Genomic DNA, 21,650 nt, shown 5'->3' with positions numbered 1-21,650 from the left:
GTTAACCTTTTTGCGGTGCAAGAGGGGGCGTCATGCAGATCGTTGTGCAAAGCTATCGTGGGTTGTCGTTTCTGGTCTGGCTGAATGCTGACCGGATCTTCACGATGGGCACGGTGGTGGCCGGGCTGCTGGCTGGCGCATTTTTTGGCAGCATCCTGATCGAGCCCTGAGCAGGGCCGCGCGCAGACCTGATAGGCCACGGCAGCATGCGGGCCGGCCGGGGCGCGCCGCGCCGCGCGCAGACCATCTGCAGCATGTTGGCAACGCCCGTTAACTGCTGTGGCAAAGCCGCGTCCAACGCTTTGACAAGCCCCGCACTTCCGTCTAGTGAAGACACAACAGTTTGTTGATATGGGGCATTGTCATGCACGATACAGCGGGTGCCGCAGAACGCGTGGCGCATGGCAAGGCGGCCGTCCGCAAGCGCATTCTGACCGCGCTTTTTCTTTCCACCGCAACGGCTTCGGCGGCGATCTTCGCCCCCGCATCGGCGCAGCAATATGCCTTTGATCAGGTTGTGATCGAAGGCAATCAGCGCGTCGACAATGCCACTATTCTTGGCTTTGCCGGAATCAGGCGCGGGCAGGCCCTGAGCCAGGGCGGGCTGAACGATGCCTATCAGGGGCTGGTCCGCTCGGGCCTGTTCCAGACGGTCGAGATCGTGCCGCAGGGCAGGCAGCTGGTGATCCGGGTGCAGGAATATCCGATCGTCAATGTCATCAACTTTGAAGGCAACAAGCGCCTGAATGATGAAGAACTGGCCGGCCTGATCCAGTCGCAGCAGCGCCGGGTCTATTCGCCCAGTGTGGCCGAGGCGGATGCGGCGGCGATTGCCGAAGCCTACCGGGCCCGTGGCCGGATTGCCGCGACCGTGACCCCAAAGCTGATCCGCCGCAGCGAAGGCCGGGTCGATCTGGCGTTCGAGATCACCGAAGGCCGCGTGACCGAGATTGAGCGGCTGTCCTTCATCGGCAACCGCGCCTTCAGTGACCGCCGCTTGCGGCAGGTGCTGGAAACCAAGCAGGCCGGGCTTTTGCGCACCCTGATCCAGCGCGATACCTTCGTGGCCGAGCGGCTGGAACTGGACAAGCAGTTGCTGCGCGATTTCTATCTGGCGCGCGGCTATGTCGATATTCAGGTCACCGACGCCTCGGCCGAAGTGGCGCGCGAGCGCGATGCGGTCTTTGTCAGCTTTGCGATCCGCGAAGGGCGGCAATACCGGTTTGGCGGCGTCACCACCGTGTCCGAGATCGAAGGTCTGGATGCGGCGGAATTCGGCGCGCTGTCGCGGGTGCGCTCGGGCGTGCCCTATTCGCCGCTGGTGGTGGAAAACACCATCGCGCGGATGGAAAATCTGGCGCTGCGCAAGGGGCTGACCTTCGTGCGCGTCGATCCGCGTATCACCCGCAATGACCGGACCGGCACGCTGGATCTGGAATTTGCGCTGGTGCGGGGCGAGCGCGTGTTTGTCGAGCGCATCGATATTGAAGGCAATACCACCACGCTGGATCAGGTGATCCGCCGTCAGTTCCGCAGTGCCGAAGGCGACCCCTTCAACCCGCGTGAAGTGCGCCAATCGGCAGAACGCATTCGCGCGCTTGGCTTTTTCTCGGATGCGCAGGTCAATGCGCGGCCCGGTTCGGCGTCGGATCAGGTGATCGTCGATGTCAACGTGGAAGAGCAGCCCACCGGGTCGCTGTCCTTTGGCGCAAGCTACGGGGTGGATGCCGGGGTCGGGGTGAACATCGGCTTTTCGGAATCGAACTTCCTGGGGCGCGGTCAGGCCCTGTCTGTTGCAGTGTCCACCGCCACCGACAGTACCTCTTCGTCGATCTCGATCACGGAACCGGCCTTTTTGGGGCGCGATCTGTCGCTGTCGCTGGGCGCGTTTTATGACGTGACCGATCAGCGCAATGCCATCTATGACACCGCCCGGGTTGGCGGACGGGTGGCGCTGTCCTTCCCTGTGGGCGAAGTGAGCCGGCTGGAAGTGCGCTACGGTTTGGCGAAGAACACGATCAAAGGGTACGAGGGCCGGGATGTCGACGGCAATGGCACGATCGACCCGGCGACCGAGGTCAACCCGACGCTGCGCGACGAAACCGCGCGGGATGGTGAAATCACCTCGGCCGTTGGCTATACCTACAGCTATGACACGCGGATCGGCGGGCTGAGCCCGGATCGCGGTGTGGTCTTCCGCTTCAGTCAGGATTATGCCGGGCTGGGCGGTGACGCCAAGTATCTGTCTACCGAAGTTCAGGCCTTGGCCGAACGCAAGATCCTGAACGAAGATGTCACCTTGCGCGCGATCTTCGAGGCCGGTGCGATTTCGGCAATCGGCGGATACAACACCCGGGTGACCGAGCGCTTCTTTGGCAACAGCAAGATCCGCGGCTTTGAAGGCAACGGGATCGGTCCGCGCGATACGGTGACCGATGATGCTCTGGGCGGCAACTTCTATGCTGTCGCGCGGTTCGAGGCGGATTTCCCGCTGGGCCTGCCCGAAGAATACGGCATCAGTGGCGGCGTCTTCCTGGATGTCGGTTCGGTCTGGGGTCTGGATGGCACGGTTGTCGACGCCTTGGGCGCGCCGATCGACACCGGATTCAATCCGCGGGCGGCCGTGGGTCTGTCTGTGCTGTGGGATGCGCCGATCGGGCCTTTGCGCTTCAACTTCTCCCGCGCTTTGGTGCAAGAGGACTATGACCTGGAACGGTCTTTCGATCTGACGATCTCCACCCGGTTCTGATGATCTGCGTCCGGTGGTGCGTCTGTCTGTTGCTGGCCCTTGGCTCTGCCGGGCCAGCGCTGGCGCAGGGTGCCCCCGGCAGCGTGCCGCCGGAGGCAGAGCAGCCTGCGGCCAACCCTTCGGCGGTTGTCACGCTGGACCGCGCCCGCTTGTTTGAAGAGTCGCTGATGGGCCGGGCCATTCTGGCACGGGTCGAGACCGCCTCGGCGGACCTGCTGGCGGAAAACCGTCGGCTGGAGGCCGCGCTGGAGGCGGAAGAGCGCGCCCTGACCGAACGGCGGGCGACGCTGCCGATGGACGAGTTTCGCACCCTTGCGCGTGAATTCGACACAAGGGTTGAAGAATTGCGTGTGGCGCAGGAGGCCAAGAGCCGGTCGGTCACCCGCAGCCGCGACGCCGAACAGCAACGGTTTTTCGAGCTTGCGGTGCCGGTTCTGGCCGAGCTGATGCAGGATCTTGGCGCGGTGGCCATCATTGACCGGGCGGCGGTGATCCTGAGCTTTGACCGGATCGACATCACCGAACAGGCGATTGCCCGGCTGGACGCCCGGCTGGGCGATGGGGCCGCAGTGCTGGCCGTGCCAGAACCAGAGGAGCCGCCGCCTGCGGACCCCTCGGTCGCGGGCGGGGACGCGCCCCAGCCCTGAGGCGGGGCCAGGCGCAATCCCTTGCCGGGCTGCGTTGCAATTGGTAGCAAAGTCCAAAGAGCCATGCAGCCCGCATGCAAGACAAAGACGGGGATCGTGAATGACCGACACCACCAAGACCACGGGCCAGACGGCCGATATCGCGCTGATCCAGCGCATCCTGCCGCATCGCTATCCGTTTCTGCTGGTGGACAAGGTGGTTGACATCCAGATCGACAAAAGCTGTGTCGGTATCAAATGCGTGACGATGAACGAACCACAGTTCACCGGCCATTTTCCCGGCGTGCCGATCTTTCCGGGCGTGATGATCATCGAGGCGATGGCGCAGACCAGTGGCATTCTGGTCGGCCTGTCGATGGATCTGGTGGACAAGAATGCCAATGTCTTCTTCATGGGGGTTGATGGCGTGAAATTCCGCCGCAAGGTGGTGCCGGGCGATGTGCTGGAACTGCATGTCACGGCGCTGCGCGGGGGTGGCCGGGTCTGGAAATTCGCGGGCCGCGCCATGGTCGGGGACGAGCTGGCCTGCGAGGCCGAGTTCACCGCGATGTTCGATGTGCCGAAAAGGGCCTGAGTCATGACCATTGACCCATCCGCCCGCATCCACCCGATGGCCGTGGTCGAGCCCGGTGCCGTGATCGGGGCCGGGGTCGAGGTTGGCCCTTTTGCGGTGATCGGGGCCGAGGTGACGCTTGCTGCGGGCGTGGTGGTGAAATCGCATGCCGTGGTGACCGGCTGGACGGATGTGGGCGAAGACACGGTGATCTTCCCTTTCGCCTGCGTGGGCGAGGTGCCGCAGGATCTGAAGTTCAAGGGCGAACGCACCCGGCTGATCGTGGGCGCGCGCTGCCGCATTCGCGAAGGGGCGACGCTGAACACCGGCACCGAAGGCGGCGGCGGGGTCACGCGGATTGGCGATGATTGCCTGTTGATGACGGGCGCCCATGTCGGCCATGATGCCAGCATGGGCAACCGGGTGATCCTGGCCAATCAGGCGGCGATTGCCGGGCATTGCCAGATCGGGGACGATGTGATCGTTGGCGGTCTGTCGGGCGTGCATCAATGGGTGCGGGTGGGGCGCGGGGCGATCATCGGGGCGGTTACCATGGTGACCAATGACGTGCTGCCGCATGGGTTGGTGCAGGGGCCGCGCGGGGTGCTGGACGGGCTGAACCTTGTGGGGCTGAAGCGCCGCGGGGTGGAGCGGTCGGAAATCACCGCCTTGCGCGCAGGCTACCAGATGCTGGCCCAGGGAGAGGGGTCTTTCGTGGACCGCGCGCGTCGGCTGTCGGAAGAAACGGAATCGGCGCATGTGCGCGAGATGACCGATTTCATCCTGTCGGCCAGCGACCGCAGCTTTCTGACCCCGAAATGACCGGCCCGACCCTGATCCGCACGGCGATCATTGCCGGGACCGGGCGGCTGCCCGCTGCCGTGGCGGCAGAGCTGGATGCGCCGCTGATCTGCGCACTTGATGGGTTCGTGCCAGAGGGTCTGGCCGTCGACATGGTGTTCCGCGTCGAACGGCTGGTGCCGTTCTTTCATGCGCTGGAAGAGGCTGGGGTCACCCGGGTGACCTTTGCCGGGGCGGTCCAGCGGCCAAGGCTGGACCCGGCGCTGTTTGATGCGGGGACGGCGCAACTGGTGCCGCGCCTGATGGCGGCGATGGCGCAGGGCGATGATGCGACCTTACGCGCGGTGATTGGTCTGTTCGAGGACGCCGGTTTCGCGGTGGTCGGCACCGCCGAGCTCGCGCCGGGTCTGGTGCCGGGGGCGGGGGTGCTCTGCGGCATGATAGGCCCGCAGGATGAGGCGGACGCCACGCGCGCGGCCGCGATTGTCGCGGCCCTTGGTGCGGTGGACGTGGGTCAGGGCTGCGTGGTGGCGCAGGGCCTGTGTCTGGCGGTAGAGGCTTTGCCGGGCACCGATGCCATGCTGGCGGGGGTTGCCGGCGTGCCACCGCGATTGCGCCCCAGCGGCACGCGCGGCCTGTTCTACAAGGCTCCAAAGCCTGGGCAGGATCTGCGCGTCGATCTGCCGACCTTGGGGCCAGAGACGGTGGCGCGGGTGGCGCAGGCGGGGCTTGGCGGCATAGTCTGGCAGGCGGGCGGGGTGATCTGCCTTGATCTTGATGCGATGATTGCTGCGGCCAGGGATGCGGGCCTGTTCCTGTGGGCGCGCTGAATCTGTTCCTGATTGCGGGGGAACCGTCGGGCGACCGGCTGGGGGCGGCCCTGATGTCAGGGCTGGCCGCGCTGTCGCCCGGGGTGAAATTTGACGGTATCGGCGGGCCGCTGATGCAGGCCGAAGGCCTGGACAGCTTGTTCCCGATGGAAGAATTGTCGGTGATGGGGCTGGTCGAGGTGCTGCCCCGGTATTTTGCGCTCAAACGCCGGATTGCGCAGGCAGCGGCGGCGGTGCTGGAGTCAGGCGCGCAGGCGCTGGTGACCATCGACAGCCCCGATTTCTGTTTGCGTGTCGCGGCCATTGTCAAAGCCGCGCGCCCCGGTTTTCCGGTGATTCATTATGTCGCCCCCTCGGTCTGGGCCTGGCGCCCCGGGCGGGCGGCCAAGATGGCGCGGGTCGTCGATCATGTGCTGGCACTGTTGCCGTTCGAGCCGCCCTATATGACAGCCGCCGGGATGACCTGTGATTTCGTCGGCCATCCGGTGGTGGCAGAGCCTTTGGCGACAGAGGTGGAAACTCAGATGATGCGCGGCCATGGCCCGCTGATCTTGGCGCTTCCGGGGTCGCGCAAGGGCGAGGTCGCGCGGCTGGCCCCGGTGCTGGGGCAGGTGGTGGCGCGGATCAAGGCGGTGCATCCCGATGCGCGGGTGGCCTTGCCCACAGTGCGGGGCGTGGCCGGTCTGGTGCAGGATCTGACGGCGGATTGGGCGATTGCGCCACAGATCATTCAGGATGCCGCCACCAAACGCGCGGCTTTCGCGGCGGCGGATGTGGCGATTGCGGCCTCGGGCACGGTCAGTCTGGAACTGGCGGCCAATGATTGCCCGATGGTGATCGCCTATGACATGAACCCGGTGACCCTGTGGCTGATGCGGCGCGCGGCGTTGATCGACACGGTGACGCTGGTCAATCTGGTGTCGGAAACCCGGACGGTGCCGGAATTCATCGGGCCGGACTGCCGGGCGGAGAAGATCGCGCCTGCCGTGTTGCAGTTGCTGCGCAGCGGCGACGCGGCGCAGCGTGAGGCGATGCGCCTGACGATGCAGCGCCTGGGGCAGGGTGGCCCACCGCCGGGGCAGCGGGCGGCGCAATCGGTGCTGGATTTTCTGGCCGGGCGCGGTGTGATCGGTCAGCCCGCCCGCTGACCGGCGACGATCTGGCGCATGCCTTCGAGCGGCACATAGCCGCGCACCATGGTTTCATCGATCACAAAGGTCGGGGTGCCGTTGATCTCCATCAGCCCGCCAAGCGCGTGGTTGGTGTCGATGATCGCCTGCACCTCGGGCTTTGCCATCTGATCGGCGATGGCGGCAGGGTCATGCCCCAGATCTGAGGCCAGACGCGCCAATGTTTCCGGGGTCGCATCGCCGCGCAGGGCAATGAGCGCGTCATGCGCGGCCTTGTAGGCATCATCGCCATGCAGCTGGCGCACTGCGATGGCAAACTGAGACGACAACAGCGATTGTTCGCCAAGGATCGGGAATTCCTTGAGCACAAGACGGATATTGCCGTCCGATTCTACCAGATCTGCCACCTCGTCATGCGCGCGGCGGCAATAGCCGCAGCGGTAATCGACAAATTCGACGATGGTCAGGTCGGCCTCCAGATTGCCGCCGGCCCAGGAATTGGGGTCGCGGTAAATCAGATCGGCATTGTCGCGCAGCATGGCCAGATCGCGCTCGGCGGCCTGCATTTCCTGCTGGCCTTGCAGCACCTCCATCGCCTCGACCAGCACTTCGGGCTCTTCGAGCAGGAAGGCGCGCACCTCGGCCCGGAACGCCTCACGCTCGGCCGGGGTCATTTCGGCCAGGGCGACGGTTGAGGTCATCATCATTGCGGTGATGCCGATCAGGGTTCTGAGGATCATGGGCTTCTCTGGCTGGGGTGAAGGGGAAAGGCGAAGGCTTGACCTTGCCCCGCGAACCGGGACACTGCGCCAAGACCATAGAGGGGCGGGCATGAAGAGTTCAAGACGGGGTGATGTCGATCCCTTCATTGTGATGGATGTGATGGAAGAGGCGCGTCTGCTGGAGGCAGCGGGGCGGTCGGTGATCCATATGGAGGTGGGACAGCCCGGCACCCCGGCTCCGGCTGCGGCGCGGGCGGCTTTGACGCAGGCGATGGCGGCGGGGCCGTTGGGCTATACCGTGGCGCTTGGCGTGCCGGAGCTGCGCGCCGGAATCGCGGCACTCTACCGGCGCTGGTACGGGGTGGATCTGGACCCGGCGCGGGTGGTGGTGACCTCGGGATCGTCGGCGGCCTTTCTCTTGGCCTTCACCGCACTGTTTGATGCGGGCGACCGGGTGGGTCTGGGCGAGCCGGGCTATCCAAGCTATCGCCAGATCCTGCGGGCGCTGTCCTTGCAGCCGGTGGGCATTGCCACCCATGCCGCGAACCGGTTGCAACCGGTGCCGGCAGATCTGGAGGGGGTGGATATGGCAGGGCTGATCGTGGCCTCGCCCGGCAATCCCACGGGCACGATGCTGGATCATGCGGCCCTCGCGGCGCTGATCAGCCATTGCGCGGCGCGCGACATATCCTTTGTGTCGGACGAGATTTACCACGGGCTGCACTATGGCGCGCGGGCGGTGTCGGCGCTGGAAATCACCGATGACTGCTATGTGATCAATTCCTTTTCCAAATATTTCAGCATGACCGGCTGGCGTGTCGGCTGGATGGTGGTGCCGCCCGACCATGTGCGCACAGTGGAGCGGCTGGCGCAGAACATGTTCATCTGCCCGCCGCATGCCAGCCAGATCGTGGCGCTTGCGGCGCTGGAGTGTATGGATGAGCTGGAGGCCAACCGTGCCATCTATGCCACCAATCGCGCGCTGATGCTGGAGGGGCTGCCGCTGGCCGGGTTCACGAAAATCGCCCCGCCCGATGGTGCCTTCTACGTCTATGCCGATGTGGCAGAGCTGACCCCGGACTCGCTGGCCTTTGCGCGCGAAATCCTGCAAAAAGCCGGGGTGGCGGTGACCCCGGGGGTGGACTTTGACCCGGTGCGCGGGCGGCAAAGCTTGCGGTTTTCCTATGCGCGGGGGACGGCGGATATTGTCGAGGGGCTGGCGCGGTTGCGGGCGTTCATGGTGGCGCGCGGGCTGGCCGGCGGGAACGCAGGGGGCTGAGGTGCGCCTCCGGCGGGGATATTTGGAAACAGATAATGGGCTGGGCGTTAGGGTGAGGGTTTGGCTGCTGATCCTTGTGGGGGTGCTGTGGTCCGGGGCGGGCGCGGCACAGGACTTGTCGGCGCTGGCGCGGCTGGTGCCGGAGGCCTCGGTGGTGGAGGACCGGCAGGGCGGGGTGGCGGTGGATCTGGCGCTGAGCCAGCCGGTGCCCTGGCGGGTGCGGGTGCTGGACGCGCCGCCCCGTCTGGTGCTGGACATGCGCGAGGTGGACTGGACCGGGCTGGATGCGGTGGACCGCGGCGCGGATGCGGTGGTCGACCTGCGCGCCGGGGTGGTGCGGCAGGGTTGGTCGCGGCTGGTGATGGAGCTGGCGGGGCCGCATCTGGTGGCGCGGGCCGAGATGGTGACGGGCGACGGCGGGGCGCGGGTGCGCTTGCAGCTGGACCCTGCAAGTGCCGCAGCCTTTGCCGCAGCCGCGGCCCAGCCCGAGCCAAAGGCTTGGGCACTGCCGCGGGGGACTGATCTGCCGCGCGCGGCGGCCCCGCGCGGGACCGGGCCGCTGGTGGTGGTGCTGGACCCCGGCCATGGCGGCATCGATCCGGGGGCGGAACGCGACGGGCTGACCGAGGCCGGGTTGATGCTGGGCTTTGCGCGCGAGCTGAAAGACCTGTTGCTGCGCGATGGCGGATTTCAGGTCATCCTGACCCGCGAGGAAGATGTCTTCGTGCCGCTGGAGGCGCGGATTTCCATCGCGCGGGCGGCGGGGGCCCATGTCTTCCTGTCGCTGCATGCCGATGCTCTGGCCGAGGGCGAGGCGGTGGGCGCGACGCTCTATACCCTGTCGGATGAGGCGAGTGACGCCGCGTCACAGGCCCTGGCGGAACGGCATGACCGGGATGACCTTTTGTCCGGCGTCGATCTGACCGAGCAGGATGATCTGGTGGCGTCCGTGCTGATGGACATGGCGCGCACCGAGACCGTGCCGCGCATTGAACGGCTGACGCTGGCGCTGGAAGGTGCGATCAAGGCGGCGGGGCTGCGCATGCACCGGCATCCGCGCCAGACCGCAGGGTTTTCCGTGCTCAAATCGCCCGACATTCCATCGGTGCTGGTGGAACTGGGCTTCATGTCTTCGACACAGGATCTGGCCCGGCTGATCGATCCGGACTGGCGGGCCACGATGGCATTGGCGCTGCGCGATGGGTTGAAAGCCTGGGCCGCGGAAGATGCGGCGTTGTCGGCGCTGCGCCGCTAGGGGCGGCGCAGTGACGATTGCGCGAGCCGGTGCCTGCGACGGGGCGTTCGTTTTGACCGCAGGGCACGGCCCATGTATAAGGCCCCGACAGGATACGGGAGTTGTCGGTTGGTCCGCTTCATAGGCTCATTCTTTGGTGGCATCTTCACCATGATCACCATGGGGGTGCTGTTTGCCGCCCTGTCGGTTGGCGCGGTTTTCTATATGTATTCCCGTGACTTGCCCAGTCATGAGCGGCTGGCGCAATATGCGCCGCCCACCATCAGCCGAATCTATTCCGGCGAAGGCCAGATCATCGACGAATTCGCCAAGGAGCGGCGGCTGTTCGTGCCGATCGAGGAAATTCCCGATCTGGTGAAACAGGCCTTCATCAGCGCCGAGGACAAGAACTTCTATTCCCATGCCGGCTATGACGTGACGGGCATGGCATCGGCGCTGCGTGACGCGGTTGTCAGCCGGGGCCAGAATGTGCGCGGGGCCTCGACCATCACCCAGCAGGTGATGAAGAACTTCCTGCTGTCGAGCGACCGCACCGGCGAGCGCAAGATCAAGGAACTGATCCTGGCCAGCCGGCTGGAAGAGACGCTGAGCAAGGACAAGATCCTTGAGCTTTACATGAACGAGATCTTCCTTGGCCAGAACAGCTATGGCGTGGCGGCAGCGTCGCAGACCTATTTCAACAAGCCGCTGACCGATCTGGCCCCGCATGAGGCCGCGATGCTGGCCGCGATGCCGCAGGCCCCGGGCCGCTACCATCCGGTGACGGCCAAAGAGCGGGTGACAGAGCGCCGCAACTATGTGCTGCGCGAGATGTGGCAGAACGGCTATATCACCGAGGCAACCTATGAGGCAGAGCGGGTCTTGCCGCTGAAATCGGTACAGAACGGCGATTTTCCGGCCTTCCGCGATGCCTTGCCGCCGCGCGATTATTTCACCGATGAAATCCGTCGCCAGCTGTCGGGCAGCTTTGGCGAGGAAGAGTTCTTTGGCGGCGGTCTGTCGATCCGGGCCACCGCAGACCCCGAAATGCAGGGCGCGGCAGCCGAGGCGCTGCGCCGGGGGCTGGAGCGCTATGACCGTGATCAGGGTGTCTGGCGCGGCACGGGGCATAGCGTGCCGGTGGATCAGCTGACCTCGGAAGACAGCTGGCGCGCGGCTTTGGCCGGCGTGGCGGTGCCGCGCGACGTGGCGGGCTGGTTCCCGGCGGTGGTGCTGGAAACCGGTGACCGCGCCGCCCGCATCGGGATTGAAGGCCAGCCGGAAGACGACGACGGCCATTTCATCCCGGCCGAGGACGTGACCTGGGCGCGCAAGCGGCGGGCAGATGGCAGCCTGGGGCCACGGGCGCAGCGCGCCAGTGATCTGGTCTCGGTGGGCGATGTGGTCTTGGTGCGCGCGGTGACCAGTGACTCCGACGGCAGCTTTGTGCGCTGGTCCTTGCGGCAGGTGCCCGAGGTGCAGGGCGGCTTCATGGCGATGGATGTGAACACCGGCCGTGTGCTGGCGATGCAGGGCGGGTTCTCCTATGAGGATTCGGTGTTCAATCGCGCCACACAGGCCACACGCCAGCCCGGGTCGAGCTTCAAGCCCTTTGTCTATGCCGCCGCCCTGGATTCCGGGTTTACCCCCGCCACCATCGTGGTTGACGCCCCGATCGAGGTGAACACGCCGCAGGGTCTGTGGCGGCCCAAGAACGCGTCGAACCGGTTTTATGGCCCCACCACCATCCGCACCGGGATCGAGCAGTCGCGCAACCTGATGACGGTGCGGATTGCCGAGGAAATCGGCATGGATACGGTGGCAGGCTATGCCGAACGCTTTGGCGTCTATGACCGGATGCCGGCGTTTCTGGCCAATTCGCTGGGCTCGCAGGAAACCACGCTGTTCAAGATGGTGGCGGCCTACGCGATGTTTGCCAATGGCGGCGAGCGGGTGGAGCCGACGCTGGTGGACCGGGTGCAGGACCGCTTTGGCCGCACGGTGTACCGCCATGACCAGCGGATCTGCGAAGATTGCCAGCTGGCCAGCCTCAACCCGGGCGATGCGCTGCGGGTGACGTCAAAGCGCGAACGGGTGATGAATGCGATCACCGCCTATCAGCTGACCTCGATGATGGAGGGTGTGGTGCAGCGTGGCACGGCGCGCGGCATCAATCTGCCCGTGCCGGTGGCAGGCAAGACCGGCACCACCAATGACAACAAGGATGTGTGGTTCATCGGCTATACCAGCAATATCGTGGCAGGCTGCTATATCGGTTATGACCAGCCGCGGACGATGAACGGTGCCTCGGGCGGCGGGTTCTGTGGCCCGGTGTTTGAACAGTTCATGCGCACCGCCATCAAGAAATACGGCGGCGGACAGTTCAAGGTGCCACCGGGGGGCTATTTCATCAATATCGACCGGTTCAGCGGGGCCCGGCTGCCCGATGATGCCAGCGGCGACGCTGTGGTGGCGGAATATTTCCGCGAGGGTGAAGAGCCGATCTTTGGCTTGGGCGCGATGGTGGATGGCGGCTTTACCATGGGGGGCAACCTGCCGCTGTTCGCCTATGGCGAAACCGATGGCGGCGGCGGCGGCGGCGGTGCGGCCACCGTGACCACCGCGACCGGCGAGCGCAAATCCGTGCCCGCCAAGGCCGATTTCGGAACGCTGAGTTCCGGCGGATTGTATTAACCCGACAGCTGCGGGGCCGGGGGCACAGGGCCATGCCCTTGCCCCCAGGCCCCGTTTTCGCTATGTGCCGGGCACCAGCCCGAAGGATCAAGACCCATGCGCGCCGAGACGCAGAACAATGTGACCACCATCGAGAAATCGCTGAAACTTCTGGCCCAGCGCATGGACCGGGAAACCGCGCCACACCGGCTGGAAGAATTCAACGCGATGATCGAAGATCCCAACCTGTGGAACGATCCTGCCAAGGCGCAGAAGCTGATGAAAGAGCGTCAGGCGCTGATGGAGTCCATCTCTACCTATGATCTGATCGCATCGGGCCTGCGCGACAATGTCGAGCTGATCGAGCTGGGCGAGGCGGAGGGCGACGCCGAGATCGTGACCGAGGCGGAAACCGCGCTGCGCGACCTGACCAAGCTGGCCGCCGCCAAGGAGCTGGAAGCGCTGCTGGATGGCGAGGCCGACGGCAATGATACCTTCCTTGAGGTGAACGCCGGCGCTGGAGGCACGGAATCCTGTGACTGGGCCAGCATGCTGGCGCGGATGTATGTCCGCTGGGCCGAGAAAAAGGGTTACAAGGTTGAGATGCAATCGGAAACCGCAGGCGAAGAGGCGGGAATTCGGTCGGTTTCCTACAAGATTTCCGGGCATAATGCCTATGGCTGGCTGAAGTCGGAATCCGGCGTGCACCGTCTGGTGCGGATCAGCCCCTATGATTCCGCGGCCCGGCGGCACACCTCGTTCTCATCCGTATGGGTCTATCCGGTGGTGGATGAGAATATCGAGATCGACATCCCGGACCGTGACATCCGCATCGATACCTACCGGTCCTCCGGGGCCGGTGGCCAGCACGTGAACACCACCGACTCGGCGGTGCGGATCACCCACTTGCCGACCAATATCGTGGTCACCAGTTCGATGAAATCGCAGCACCAGAACCGGGAGATCTGTATGAACGCGCTGCGCTCACGCCTGTACCAGATGGAGTTGGACAAGCGCAACGCCGCCATCAACGCCGCCTATGACAACAAGGGCGAGGCGGGCTGGGGCAACCAGATCCGATCTTATGTGCTGCAGCCTTACCAGATGGTTAAGGATCTGCGCACCAGTGTGGAGACATCCGATACGCAGGGCGTGCTGGATGGCGATCTGGACCAGTTCATGGCGGCCACGCTGGCGCTGGACGTGTCGGGCAAAAGCCGCGCCGAGGCGAATGCGGAGTAAATCCGCAATTGCCTCGCTGAAATACATCTTTGAGCCTGCTGCCGTTTCCGCTTAGCCTTGCCGCAGGGCAGGAGGCGTTATGGACGCAGGCGAGATGAGGGCCGGGGCCAACCCGGCCAGTGACATTGCAGAGCTGGATCTGTCGGATTTGCGGGCCGCATTGGCGGCGGGCTGGCGGGATTTTTGTCGCGCCCCGGTTTATGGTCTGCTGTTTTCAAGTGTCTATGTCGCGGCGGGCTGGCTGATCAGCTATGCGCTGCTGGCCAAGGGGCAGGTGTGGTGGACCATCATCGCCGGTGCGGGCTTCCCCATTCTGGGGCCGTTCATCGCGTGCGGGTTTTATGAGGTGTCACGCCGGCTGGAGGCCGGGCAGGCCCTCGACCTGGCCGAAGTGGCCGGGGTGATCTTTTCCCAGAAAGACCGGCAGATTCCGTCGATGGCGGCGGTCGTGGTGGTGTTCTTCCTGTTCTGGAATTTCCTCGGCCACATGATCTTTGCGGTATTTCTGGGCAATGCCACAATGACCAATATCACCAGCAGTCTTGCCGTGTTCCAGACCGCTGAAGGCGTGATGATGCTGGCGGTGGGCACCGTGGTTGGGGCAGGCTTTGCTGGCACGCTTTTTGCGCTGACCGTGGTCAGCCTGCCATATCTGCTGGACCGCGAGGTGGATTTCATCACCGCAATGATCACCAGCTTTTCCGTGGTCAGCCAGAACCCCGGCGTGATGCTGGTCTGGGGGCTGCTGATTGCGCTGCTGCTCTTTGCCGGGATGGCGCTGGGGTTTCTGGGCCTGTTCGTGGTGCTGCCGGTGCTGGGGCATGCGACCTGGCACCTGTACCGGCGGGCGCTGCTGTTCGACGCAGACTGAGCGGGCAGATAGGAAAAAGCGCGCCCGGATGGGACGCGCTTTCTGTACTGCGGTGCAATCGAAAGATCAGACGCCGTCGCCGGGCTTTTGCGCCGGAGCATTGGCCCCCAGTGGCGGGGCCAGCTGGGCCTGCGGGGTCGGCGCCGAGATCCGGCCCTGCGCCAGCGGATCTTCCTGCCGCTGGACCGAGCCTTCGAAATGGGCACCGGATTCGATGGCGATGGTCTTGTGGATGATGTCCCCCTCAACCCGCGCGGTGGCGGTCAGGCGGACCTTGAGCCCGCGCACGCGGCCAATGACGCGGCCATTGACCACGATGTCATCGGCAACGATTTCGCCGCGGATCGTGGCGCTTTCGCCCACGGTCAGCAGATGGGCGCGGATATCGCCTTCGACCGTGCCTTCAACCTGAATGTCGCCGGTGGTGCGCAGATTGCCGACGATGGTCAGATCAGAGGACAGGACGGAAGCTGAAACTTTGCCCTTGGGGGCCGATGGCGTAAAGTCCATGTTCGGTTTCGAAGCCTGAGTTTCGGGGGCCTTTGACTTGTCGTCTGCCTTTGGCCCGGGTTCATTGATTCGGCTCTTAGAAAACATGGTTCGCTGCCTTTATGAAGGTCATCGGATTCACGGCTCTGCCGCCGATGCGGATTTCGTAATGGAGGTGGGTCCCGGTGGACCTGCCTGTGTTGCCCATAGCACCGATCTGCTCGCCGCGCGATACCCTTTCGCCGACCTTAACATTGATCGCTGACATGTGAGCATAGCGCGTCTCGATTCCGAACTCATGCCGGATCTTGACCAGGCGGCCATAGCCCGAGGACCAGCCGGCAAAGGTGACCACACCGTCGCCGGTGCTCAGGATCGGCATGCCATGCGGGCCCGCCATGTCGGTGCCTTCATGCATGCGGCGGCCCATGCCCTTGGGGTCGTTGCGATGGCCAAAGCCGCTGGTCCAGCGGAAATTGCCTTTGACCGGCATGGCGAAGGGGGCCTTGTAGGCGGCCAGACGGTACAGGTTCATCCGGTCCAGCCCTTGCAGGATTGCATTGGCGCGCTGTTCATCCGCGTTGGAGACCGAACCACTGGTCGACAGGGTCAGGGGCGAAAGCGGCCCCCCTTGACCATTGTAGCCGCGGCGCACCTGGCTGAGCAGGTCATCAGGCGACATGCCGGCGGCGCGGAACATCTTGTCCAAGGGTTCCATGGAGACGGAAACCGCCTCTTCCAGCTTGGCGAAAATCTCGTTGTTGCGGGCCTGCAGGGCCTTTTTCTCGGCCATGACGGTTTCGACCCGCTCGGCCGATTTCGTGGCGGCCCCTTCCATCAGATCACGTTCCTGCGCGGTGGCAGACAGGGCGCTGGTCAGGATATCCACCGTGGCCATGGCATCCCGGGCGCGTCCGGCATCAGATTTGGTGGTGCCGTTTTCGGCCACCTGTGCCACCCCGGCGGCTTCGGCCTGGGCCCGCGCCTCATCCCGTTCCTTGATGGTCCGGCGCAGCGTGTTCTGGATCACGTCGATCCCGGTTTCCAGCTCGCGGCGGCTGTCTTCGGACGCCAGCAGACGGGCCTGCATTTCGGCCACCTGGGTCAGCGCAAGGTTGAAGCGTTCCTGCGCCCCGGCAGCCTCATCGGCGCGGGCATCGCGATCGATGCTCAGGGCGTTCAGGCGCTGTTCATACAGGGCTTGCTGGCGCAGGGCCTGATCGCGGCCGGACCCGGCGCTGATCGAGTCCATCAGGATGATGGCGGTGGCAAGGATGGTCCAGCCCAGCACCAGCGCCCCGCCGGTCAGGGCAATGGCCTGCGTGGTGGGGCGCAGACGGATGAAACGGGTTTCGGTGTCGGATTTCAGAAAGAGACGTTGTTCGGGAAAGTACCGTTCAAGTCCATGGTGGATGCGATAGGTCAGTCGCGTGAGCACTGCTGGCGTTCCGTTCGTGAGAGACAGGAAGGGCGAATGCCCGCTCCTCCCATGCGGGGGGCAAGCGCTTTCTGATTAGCCATCGCTTTACAGTCCCGCAACATTTTTGACCGCCGGGTGCCGCCAACCCGCCGTTTTGGCTGCCCGATCGGCGAGTTCCCGCCGATTTTGCGCCTCTGCCTAGAGTTGTTTTTCCGTGTTTTCTGTCAGGGGCCAGTAGAAATCGGGCGGCAGGCCGGCATCGGCGCGCTTTTCTTCGTTGAACGGCGGCTTCAATGTGCCGTGGAAATAGTGGCGCACAAGACGGTGGAACACCTCTTTGGGGTCAGACCCGTCGCGGCCGCAGAGCCAGTTGAACCATTTCGACCCATAGGCGACATGGGCCACCTCTTCGGCATAGATCACCTCCAGCGCGGCGACCGGACCGGCCTCACCGGCCTTGCGGAACAGGTCGATCATGCCGGGGGTCACATCCAACCCGCGCGCCTCCAGCACCATCGGCACCACGGCCAGACGGCCATGCAGGTCATCGGCCGTGTCGCTTGCCGCGCGCCACATGCCGGCATGGGCGGGCATGGCACCGTAATGGCTGCCAAGCGCTTCAAGACAGTCGCACATCAGGTTGAAATGCTTGGATTCTTCATCCGCCGCTTTTACCCAGTCATCATAGAACCCCATGGGCATCGGATGATCAGTGAAGCGGGCGATGATATCCCAATGCAGATCGACCGCGTTCAGCTCGATATAGGCCACCGCATGCAGCAGGGCAATACGCCCGGTGGGGGAACCGGGCCGGCGGCGCGGCACGTCGCGCGGGTCGAGCAATTCGGGTGTCGCAGGGCGCGCGGGCGCATCGGGCGGCGCCGCCTTGCCGATGGGCAGTGGTGTGCCCGCCGCCCGCGCCGCCCGCCAGTCGGCGGCATGGGCACGTGACAGCGCGGCCTTGGCGCGCCCGTCGGCGGTGGTCAGCACCTGCACCGCCCGTTCGGCAAGGCTGATCATCACAGCGCTTTTGCTGCCGCCAGCACCTCATCGGCATGGCCCTTGACACTGACCTTGGGCCAGACCTGCGCGATCTTGCCTGCGCCGTCGATCAGGAAGGTCGCGCGGGTGATGCCCATATAGGTCTTGCCATACATGCTCTTTTCCGTCCAGACGCCATAATCCTCGCAGGTCTGGCCAGCCTCATCACTGGCCAGAATGATCTGCAGCCCATGCTTTTTGCAGAATTTGTCATGCGCCTTGACGCTGTCCTTGCTGATCCCGATGACAGTGGTGCCAGCGGTGGCAAACTCGGCCGCGCGGGCCGTGAAATCCTGCGCTTCCAGCGTACAGCCGGGGGTGTCGTCCTTGGGATAGAAGTACAGCACCACCTTGCCGGGGCGGAAGGCGGACAGCGTAACGGTTTCCCCGCCATCGCGTGGCAGGGTGAAATCGGGCGCGATGGTTCCTGTTTCGGGGATCTGGTCAGACATCTGGGCGGCTCCTTGCCTTGCGGGTCACTAATCTTTGCGTTTTAGTTGCCGATCCGCGAAGATAAAGGCAAGTCCAGGCAACACCTGGAAAAGAGGGACCGGCATTGGGCGGAAGGGCACAGGCGCAATGACAGACCTGTCAGCGCAGGACAAGCCGGTTGCGGGGGAGGGCGGGGCCGATCGCTCCCCGCTGCCGCGCCCGGGCGTGCCGCGCTCGCCCCTGCGTCGGGCCGGGCGCACCGGGCTGCTGACGGTGATGGTGCTGGCGGTGCTGGCGGCGCTGTCACTTTTGGCGGTGCTGGCACTGACCGGCAAGCCGATCCGCCTGCCGGTCTGGACCGTGGCCGAGATCGAAACCCGCGCCAACGCCGCCTTGCAGGACGCGCTGCCCGGTGCCTCGGTCTCTGTGGGCGGGATCGAGATCATGCTTGATCCGGACTGGACACCGCGCCTGCGGCTGGAGGATCTGCGGCTGTTGCAGGCACCGGGTACGACAGTGTTTGCGCTGCCCGACCTGCGGCTGAGTTTCGACGCCCGCAGCTTTCTGACCGAACGCGCCTTGCGCCCGGCGTCCGTGCGGCTCATCGGCGGGGCGGTGGTGCTGAACCGGCGGGCGGATGGCCGTCTGGACCTGCGGATCGGCGCGGAGGCAGCGCCGCCGATCAGCAGTCTGAACGATCTGTTCGCGCAGATCGACCGCGCGCTGGAGTCCCCGCTGCTGTCGGAACTGGACCGGATCGAGGCGCAGGGGGCCAGCCTGACGCTGATCGACGCGCGGCTGAACCGGACCTGGACCGTGGGAGATGGCAGGATCACGCTGGACAACCGCGCCGATGCTCTGGCGGCCGAGGTGGGTCTGACGTTGGCCTCGGACAGCGGTGCTCCGGCGCAGGCGCTGGTCACGCTGATCCGCCCCAAGGGGCAGGCGGTGCTGCGGGTCTCGGCGATGGTGGAAGGTGTGGCGGCGGCAGATATTGCGGCGCAGACCCCCTTGCTGGGGGTGCTGGGCGTGCTGGACGCGCCGATTTCAGGACAGATTGCGGCGGAACTGAGCGCCGAAGGGCTGACTGCGCTCGACGCACAGATTGCCTTGGGCGCGGGGGCGCTGCACCCTGACCCGGCAACCAAGCCCATCGGCTTTGACGGGGCGGCCCTGACCCTAGGCTATGATCCGGCGCGGGGCCGGGTGGTGATCAGCGATCTTTCGGTCGAAGGCCCGACCTTGCGGCTGAAAGCCTCGGGCCATTCCTATCTGCTGGGGGAGGCGGGCGATATTCTGACCGGGCCGCTGGGGCAGCGCCTGCCTGCCGGGTTTCTGGGGCAGGTGCAGATTTCCGACGCGCAGATCGACCCTGAAGGTCTGTTCGAGCGCCCCTTGCGCTTTTCGGCGGGTGCGATGGATGCGCGGCTTACGCTCAACCCGTTCCGGCTGGAAATCGGCCAGATCTCCTTGATCGAGGAGGCCGGGCGGCGCCTGACCCTTGCGGGTGGCGTGACGGCACTGGCAGCGGGATGGCAGGTGGCGCTGGACCTCACTCTGGATGCCATCGCGCATGACCGGCTGTTGCAGATCTGGCCCAAAAGCGCTGTGCCACGCACCCGTGACTGGGTGGGGCAGAATGTGGCGCAGGGCCTGCTGACCGATGTGAAGGCCGCCTTGCGCATTTCGCCGGGAACCGAGCCGCAGCTGGCGCTTGGCTATGAATTCGACGGGGCCGAGGTGCGGTTTCTGCGCACCCTGCCGCCGATCCGCAACGGGCGGGGCCGGTCATCGATCGAGGGCACGGCCTATACGGTGGTGCTGGATGGCGGCACGGTGGATGCGCCTTTGGGGGGGCAGATCAATGCTGCGGGTTCGGTGTTTTCGGTGCCGGATGTGACGGCAAAGCCGGCGCGCGCCGACATCCGGCTGCGCACCGAAAGCTCGCTGACCGCCGCGCTGTCGCTGCTGGATCTGCCGCCCTTCGGCTTCATGACCAAGGCCGGGCGCGGGCCGGATCTGGGCCAGGGCCGGGCGGTGATGGACACGCGCCTGTCGTTGCCACTGGTGCGGCGGGTGTTGCTGCCCGATGTGGATTATGCAGTGACCGGGCAGATCCTTGGCCTGTCATCGGATGTGCTTGTGCCGGGCCGGACCATCACCGCCGAGGGGCTGATATTGACTGCCGACCCCACCGGGTTGCGGATCGAAGGGCCGGGCCGGATTGGTCAGGTGCCATTCGATGTGGCCTATACTCAGGGGTTCGGCCCCGATCAGCGGGGCAAAAGCCGGGTTGAGGGCACGGCCAGCCTGTCGCCGGCGACGGTTGCCGAATTCGGGCTGGGCCTGCCGCAAGGCATGGTCAGCGGGGCCGGCACGGCAGATGTGGCGATAGATCTGACCCGTGACGCCCCGGCGCGGCTGCGGCTGACCTCCGATCTGGCCGGAATAGGCCTGACCCTGCCCGCCGTGGGCTGGACCAAAAGCCCGGGCAACAGCGGGCGGCTGGAGGTGGAGGCAACACTTGGCCCGGTGCCGCAGATCTCCCGTCTGGCGGTTGAGGGCGGCGGGCTGGAGGCGACGGGCGCGATCACGCTGGCGGATGGCGGCGGGTTGCAGGAGGCGCGGTTTGATCAGGTGCGGCTGAACGGCTGGCTGACGGGCGGCGTCACCCTGACCGGGCGGGGGCAGGGCCGGGCCCCCGATGTGGCGGTGACAGGGGGCACGGTCGATCTGCGCAGGCTCTCCATTCCGCAGGGCGGACAGGGGGCCGGAGGGCAGGCGCAGACACAGGGCGCGCTGTCGCTGAGCCTTGACCGGCTGATCGTCAGCGACGGCATCGCACTGACCGGATTCCGGGCCGATCTGTCGCAGCGTGGCGGGCTGAATGGCCCGTTCCGCGCCAGTATCAATGAGGCGGCTGCGGTCAATGGGGTGGTGGTGCCCTCGCGCCATGGCACCGCGGTGCGGCTGCAATCGGCCGATGCCGGGGCGGCGTTGCGGGCGGCGGGCATCTTCCGCTCGGCCGGGGGGGGCACGCTGGATCTGCGGTTGACCCCGCGCGCGCAAAAAGGCGTCTATGACGGGCGCGCCGAGATATCACAGGTGCGGGTGCGCGATGCCAATGTGCTGGCCGAACTGCTGTCGGCCATTTCAGTGGTCGGCCTGCTGGAGCAATTGGGTGGCGAAGGCATTCTGTTCAGCACGGCAGAGGCGGATTTTGTCATCGTGCCCGGCGCCATCGAGATCACCCAAGCCTCGGCCATGGGGGCCTCTCTGGGGGTGTCGATTGCCGGGCTTTTTGGCACACAAAGCAAGCGGCTGGCCTTGCAGGGGGTTGTGTCGCCGATCTATCTGGTGAATGGCATCGGCGCGGTGCTGACCCGGCCGGGCGAAGGGGTGTTCGGCTTCAACTATGCGCTGACCGGCACGGCAGAGGCACCGCAGGTCAGCGTCAATCCGCTGTCGATTTTGACTCCCGGCATGTTCCGCGAGATTTTCCGCAGCCCGGCCCCCCAATTGCCGCGCCGCAACTGA

General features: G+C 65.4%; 18 protein-coding genes. 13 read left to right on the top strand and 5 right to left on the bottom strand.

Translation table 11 applies throughout. The features are described from left to right. Positions 1-32 precede the first annotated feature (32 nt). The 7 genes from CXR43_RS17880 (at position 33) to lpxB (ending at position 6,728) form a co-directional block, all read left to right on the top strand. Positions 33-170 carry a hypothetical protein gene (locus CXR43_RS17880; protein WP_168219784.1) on the top strand — a complete coding sequence of 46 codons (138 nt, stop codon included), beginning with the start codon at positions 33-35 and terminating at the stop codon, positions 168-170. A 194-nt stretch (positions 171-364) separates the two neighbouring features. Beyond that, positions 365-2,749: an outer membrane protein assembly factor BamA gene (gene bamA, locus CXR43_RS08535; RefSeq protein WP_103333565.1), complete on the top strand. Its 2,385-nt coding sequence runs from the start codon at positions 365-367 to the stop codon at positions 2,747-2,749. Beyond that, complete coding sequence (locus CXR43_RS08530) at positions 2,749-3,396, top strand: OmpH/Skp family outer membrane protein (protein ID WP_103333564.1); 648 nt, start codon at positions 2,749-2,751, stop codon at positions 3,394-3,396. Before bamA ends, CXR43_RS08530 begins: the two co-directional genes overlap by 1 nt. A 100-nt stretch (positions 3,397-3,496) precedes the next feature. Beyond that, on the top strand, positions 3,497-3,970 hold the full coding sequence (fabZ, locus tag CXR43_RS08525) for a 3-hydroxyacyl-ACP dehydratase FabZ (protein ID WP_103333563.1): 474 nt from the start codon (positions 3,497-3,499) through the stop codon (positions 3,968-3,970). Between the two features lie 3 nt (positions 3,971-3,973). Continuing rightward, the gene (lpxA, locus tag CXR43_RS08520; protein WP_103333562.1) at positions 3,974-4,771 is read left to right on the top strand and encodes an acyl-ACP--UDP-N-acetylglucosamine O-acyltransferase; all 798 of its coding nucleotides are present in this window, start codon (positions 3,974-3,976) and stop codon (positions 4,769-4,771) included. After that, complete coding sequence (locus tag CXR43_RS08515) at positions 4,768-5,580, top strand: LpxI family protein (RefSeq protein WP_103333561.1); 813 nt, start codon at positions 4,768-4,770, stop codon at positions 5,578-5,580. The genes lpxA and CXR43_RS08515 overlap by 4 nt, the downstream gene beginning before the upstream one ends. Next, entirely contained in the window at positions 5,577-6,728 is a 1,152-nt protein-coding gene (gene lpxB / locus CXR43_RS08510; RefSeq protein ID WP_103334129.1) for a lipid-A-disaccharide synthase, read from the top strand. The genes CXR43_RS08515 and lpxB overlap by 4 nt, the downstream gene beginning before the upstream one ends. On the opposite strand, the gene CXR43_RS08505 is transcribed toward lpxB, so the two are convergent. Next, the gene (locus tag CXR43_RS08505) at positions 6,713-7,450 is read right to left on the bottom strand and encodes a DsbA family protein (RefSeq protein WP_103333560.1); all 738 of its coding nucleotides are present in this window, start codon (positions 7,448-7,450) and stop codon (positions 6,713-6,715) included. The genes lpxB and CXR43_RS08505 overlap by 16 nt on opposite strands. Positions 7,451-7,541: 91 nt before the next feature. On the opposite strand from CXR43_RS08505, the gene CXR43_RS08500 reads away from it, so the two are divergent. The 5 genes from CXR43_RS08500 to CXR43_RS08480 all read left to right on the top strand — a co-directional run bounded on the left by CXR43_RS08500 (position 7,542) and on the right by CXR43_RS08480 (position 14,731). Beyond that, complete coding sequence (locus CXR43_RS08500; protein WP_103333559.1) at positions 7,542-8,711, top strand: pyridoxal phosphate-dependent aminotransferase; 1,170 nt, start codon at positions 7,542-7,544, stop codon at positions 8,709-8,711. A 52-nt stretch (positions 8,712-8,763) separates the two neighbouring features. Beyond that, positions 8,764-9,966: an N-acetylmuramoyl-L-alanine amidase gene (locus CXR43_RS08495; protein WP_246831316.1), complete on the top strand. Its 1,203-nt coding sequence runs from the start codon at positions 8,764-8,766 to the stop codon at positions 9,964-9,966. A 108-nt stretch (positions 9,967-10,074) separates the two neighbouring features. Then, a complete protein-coding gene (locus CXR43_RS08490; RefSeq protein ID WP_103333557.1) occupies positions 10,075-12,639 on the top strand; it encodes a penicillin-binding protein 1A in 2,565 nt (854 codons plus the stop codon). A gap of 96 nt (positions 12,640-12,735) precedes the next feature. After that, positions 12,736-13,860, top strand: a complete 1,125-nt coding sequence (gene prfB, locus CXR43_RS08485; RefSeq protein WP_103333556.1) for a peptide chain release factor 2 — start codon at positions 12,736-12,738, stop codon at positions 13,858-13,860. A gap of 79 nt (positions 13,861-13,939) precedes the next feature. Continuing rightward, complete coding sequence (locus tag CXR43_RS08480) at positions 13,940-14,731, top strand: DUF2189 domain-containing protein (protein WP_435530789.1); 792 nt, start codon at positions 13,940-13,942, stop codon at positions 14,729-14,731. Between the two features lie 66 nt (positions 14,732-14,797). Here the strand turns inward: CXR43_RS08480 and CXR43_RS08475 are convergent, their stop codons facing one another. The 4 genes from CXR43_RS08475 to bcp form a co-directional block, all read right to left on the bottom strand. Beyond that, complete coding sequence (locus CXR43_RS08475; RefSeq protein ID WP_103333555.1) at positions 14,798-15,328, bottom strand: bactofilin family protein; 531 nt, start codon at positions 15,326-15,328, stop codon at positions 14,798-14,800. Next, positions 15,318-16,658 carry a M23 family metallopeptidase gene (locus CXR43_RS08470; protein ID WP_103333554.1) on the bottom strand — a complete coding sequence of 447 codons (1,341 nt, stop codon included), beginning with the start codon at positions 16,656-16,658 and terminating at the stop codon, positions 15,318-15,320. Before CXR43_RS08470 ends, CXR43_RS08475 begins: the two co-directional genes overlap by 11 nt. A gap of 180 nt (positions 16,659-16,838) precedes the next feature. Then, positions 16,839-17,660: a ferritin-like domain-containing protein gene (locus CXR43_RS08465; RefSeq protein ID WP_103333553.1), complete on the bottom strand. Its 822-nt coding sequence runs from the start codon at positions 17,658-17,660 to the stop codon at positions 16,839-16,841. Then, positions 17,660-18,133, bottom strand: coding sequence for a thioredoxin-dependent thiol peroxidase (bcp, locus tag CXR43_RS08460; protein WP_103333552.1), 474 nt, complete (start codon positions 18,131-18,133; stop codon positions 17,660-17,662). The genes CXR43_RS08465 and bcp overlap by 1 nt, the downstream gene beginning before the upstream one ends. 127 nt (positions 18,134-18,260) lie before the next feature. Here bcp and CXR43_RS08455 point away from each other — a divergent pair, with 127 nt between their 5' ends. Continuing rightward, positions 18,261-21,650 carry an AsmA-like C-terminal region-containing protein gene (locus CXR43_RS08455; RefSeq protein ID WP_246831315.1) on the top strand — a complete coding sequence of 1,130 codons (3,390 nt, stop codon included), beginning with the start codon at positions 18,261-18,263 and terminating at the stop codon, positions 21,648-21,650.

Origin of the sequence: Pseudotabrizicola formosa (assembly GCF_002900965.1) — a bacterium.
GTDB classification, from domain to species: Bacteria; Pseudomonadota; Alphaproteobacteria; order Rhodobacterales; family Rhodobacteraceae; genus Pseudotabrizicola; species Pseudotabrizicola formosa.
Note: the sequence above shows the minus strand (reverse complement) of the source record. Positions and strands in the feature narration are given on the sequence as shown.

Excerpts from the sequence above, each read along its gene's own strand:
- prfB (WP_103333556.1), top strand. The coding sequence starts at position 12,736 with ATGCGCGCCGAGACGCAGAACAATGTGACCACCATCGAGAAATCGCTG.
- fabZ (WP_103333563.1), top strand. The coding sequence starts at position 3,497 with ATGACCGACACCACCAAGACCACGGGCCAGACGGCCGATATCGCGCTG.
- bamA (WP_103333565.1), top strand. The coding sequence starts at position 365 with ATGCACGATACAGCGGGTGCCGCAGAACGCGTGGCGCATGGCAAGGCG.
- CXR43_RS08500 (WP_103333559.1), top strand. The coding sequence starts at position 7,542 with ATGAAGAGTTCAAGACGGGGTGATGTCGATCCCTTCATTGTGATGGAT.
- CXR43_RS08465 (WP_103333553.1), bottom strand. The coding sequence starts at position 17,660 with ATGATCAGCCTTGCCGAACGGGCGGTGCAGGTGCTGACCACCGCCGAC.
- CXR43_RS08455 (WP_246831315.1), top strand. The coding sequence starts at position 18,261 with ATGACAGACCTGTCAGCGCAGGACAAGCCGGTTGCGGGGGAGGGCGGG.
- CXR43_RS08505 (WP_103333560.1), bottom strand. The coding sequence starts at position 7,450 with ATGATCCTCAGAACCCTGATCGGCATCACCGCAATGATGATGACCTCA.
- CXR43_RS08475 (WP_103333555.1), bottom strand. The coding sequence starts at position 15,328 with ATGTTTTCTAAGAGCCGAATCAATGAACCCGGGCCAAAGGCAGACGAC.
- lpxA (WP_103333562.1), top strand. The coding sequence starts at position 3,974 with ATGACCATTGACCCATCCGCCCGCATCCACCCGATGGCCGTGGTCGAG.
- bcp (WP_103333552.1), bottom strand. The coding sequence starts at position 18,133 with ATGTCTGACCAGATCCCCGAAACAGGAACCATCGCGCCCGATTTCACC.
- CXR43_RS08480 (WP_435530789.1), top strand. The coding sequence starts at position 13,940 with ATGGACGCAGGCGAGATGAGGGCCGGGGCCAACCCGGCCAGTGACATT.
- CXR43_RS08530 (WP_103333564.1), top strand. The coding sequence starts at position 2,749 with ATGATCTGCGTCCGGTGGTGCGTCTGTCTGTTGCTGGCCCTTGGCTCT.
- CXR43_RS17880 (WP_168219784.1), top strand. The coding sequence starts at position 33 with ATGCAGATCGTTGTGCAAAGCTATCGTGGGTTGTCGTTTCTGGTCTGG.
- CXR43_RS08515 (WP_103333561.1), top strand. The coding sequence starts at position 4,768 with ATGACCGGCCCGACCCTGATCCGCACGGCGATCATTGCCGGGACCGGG.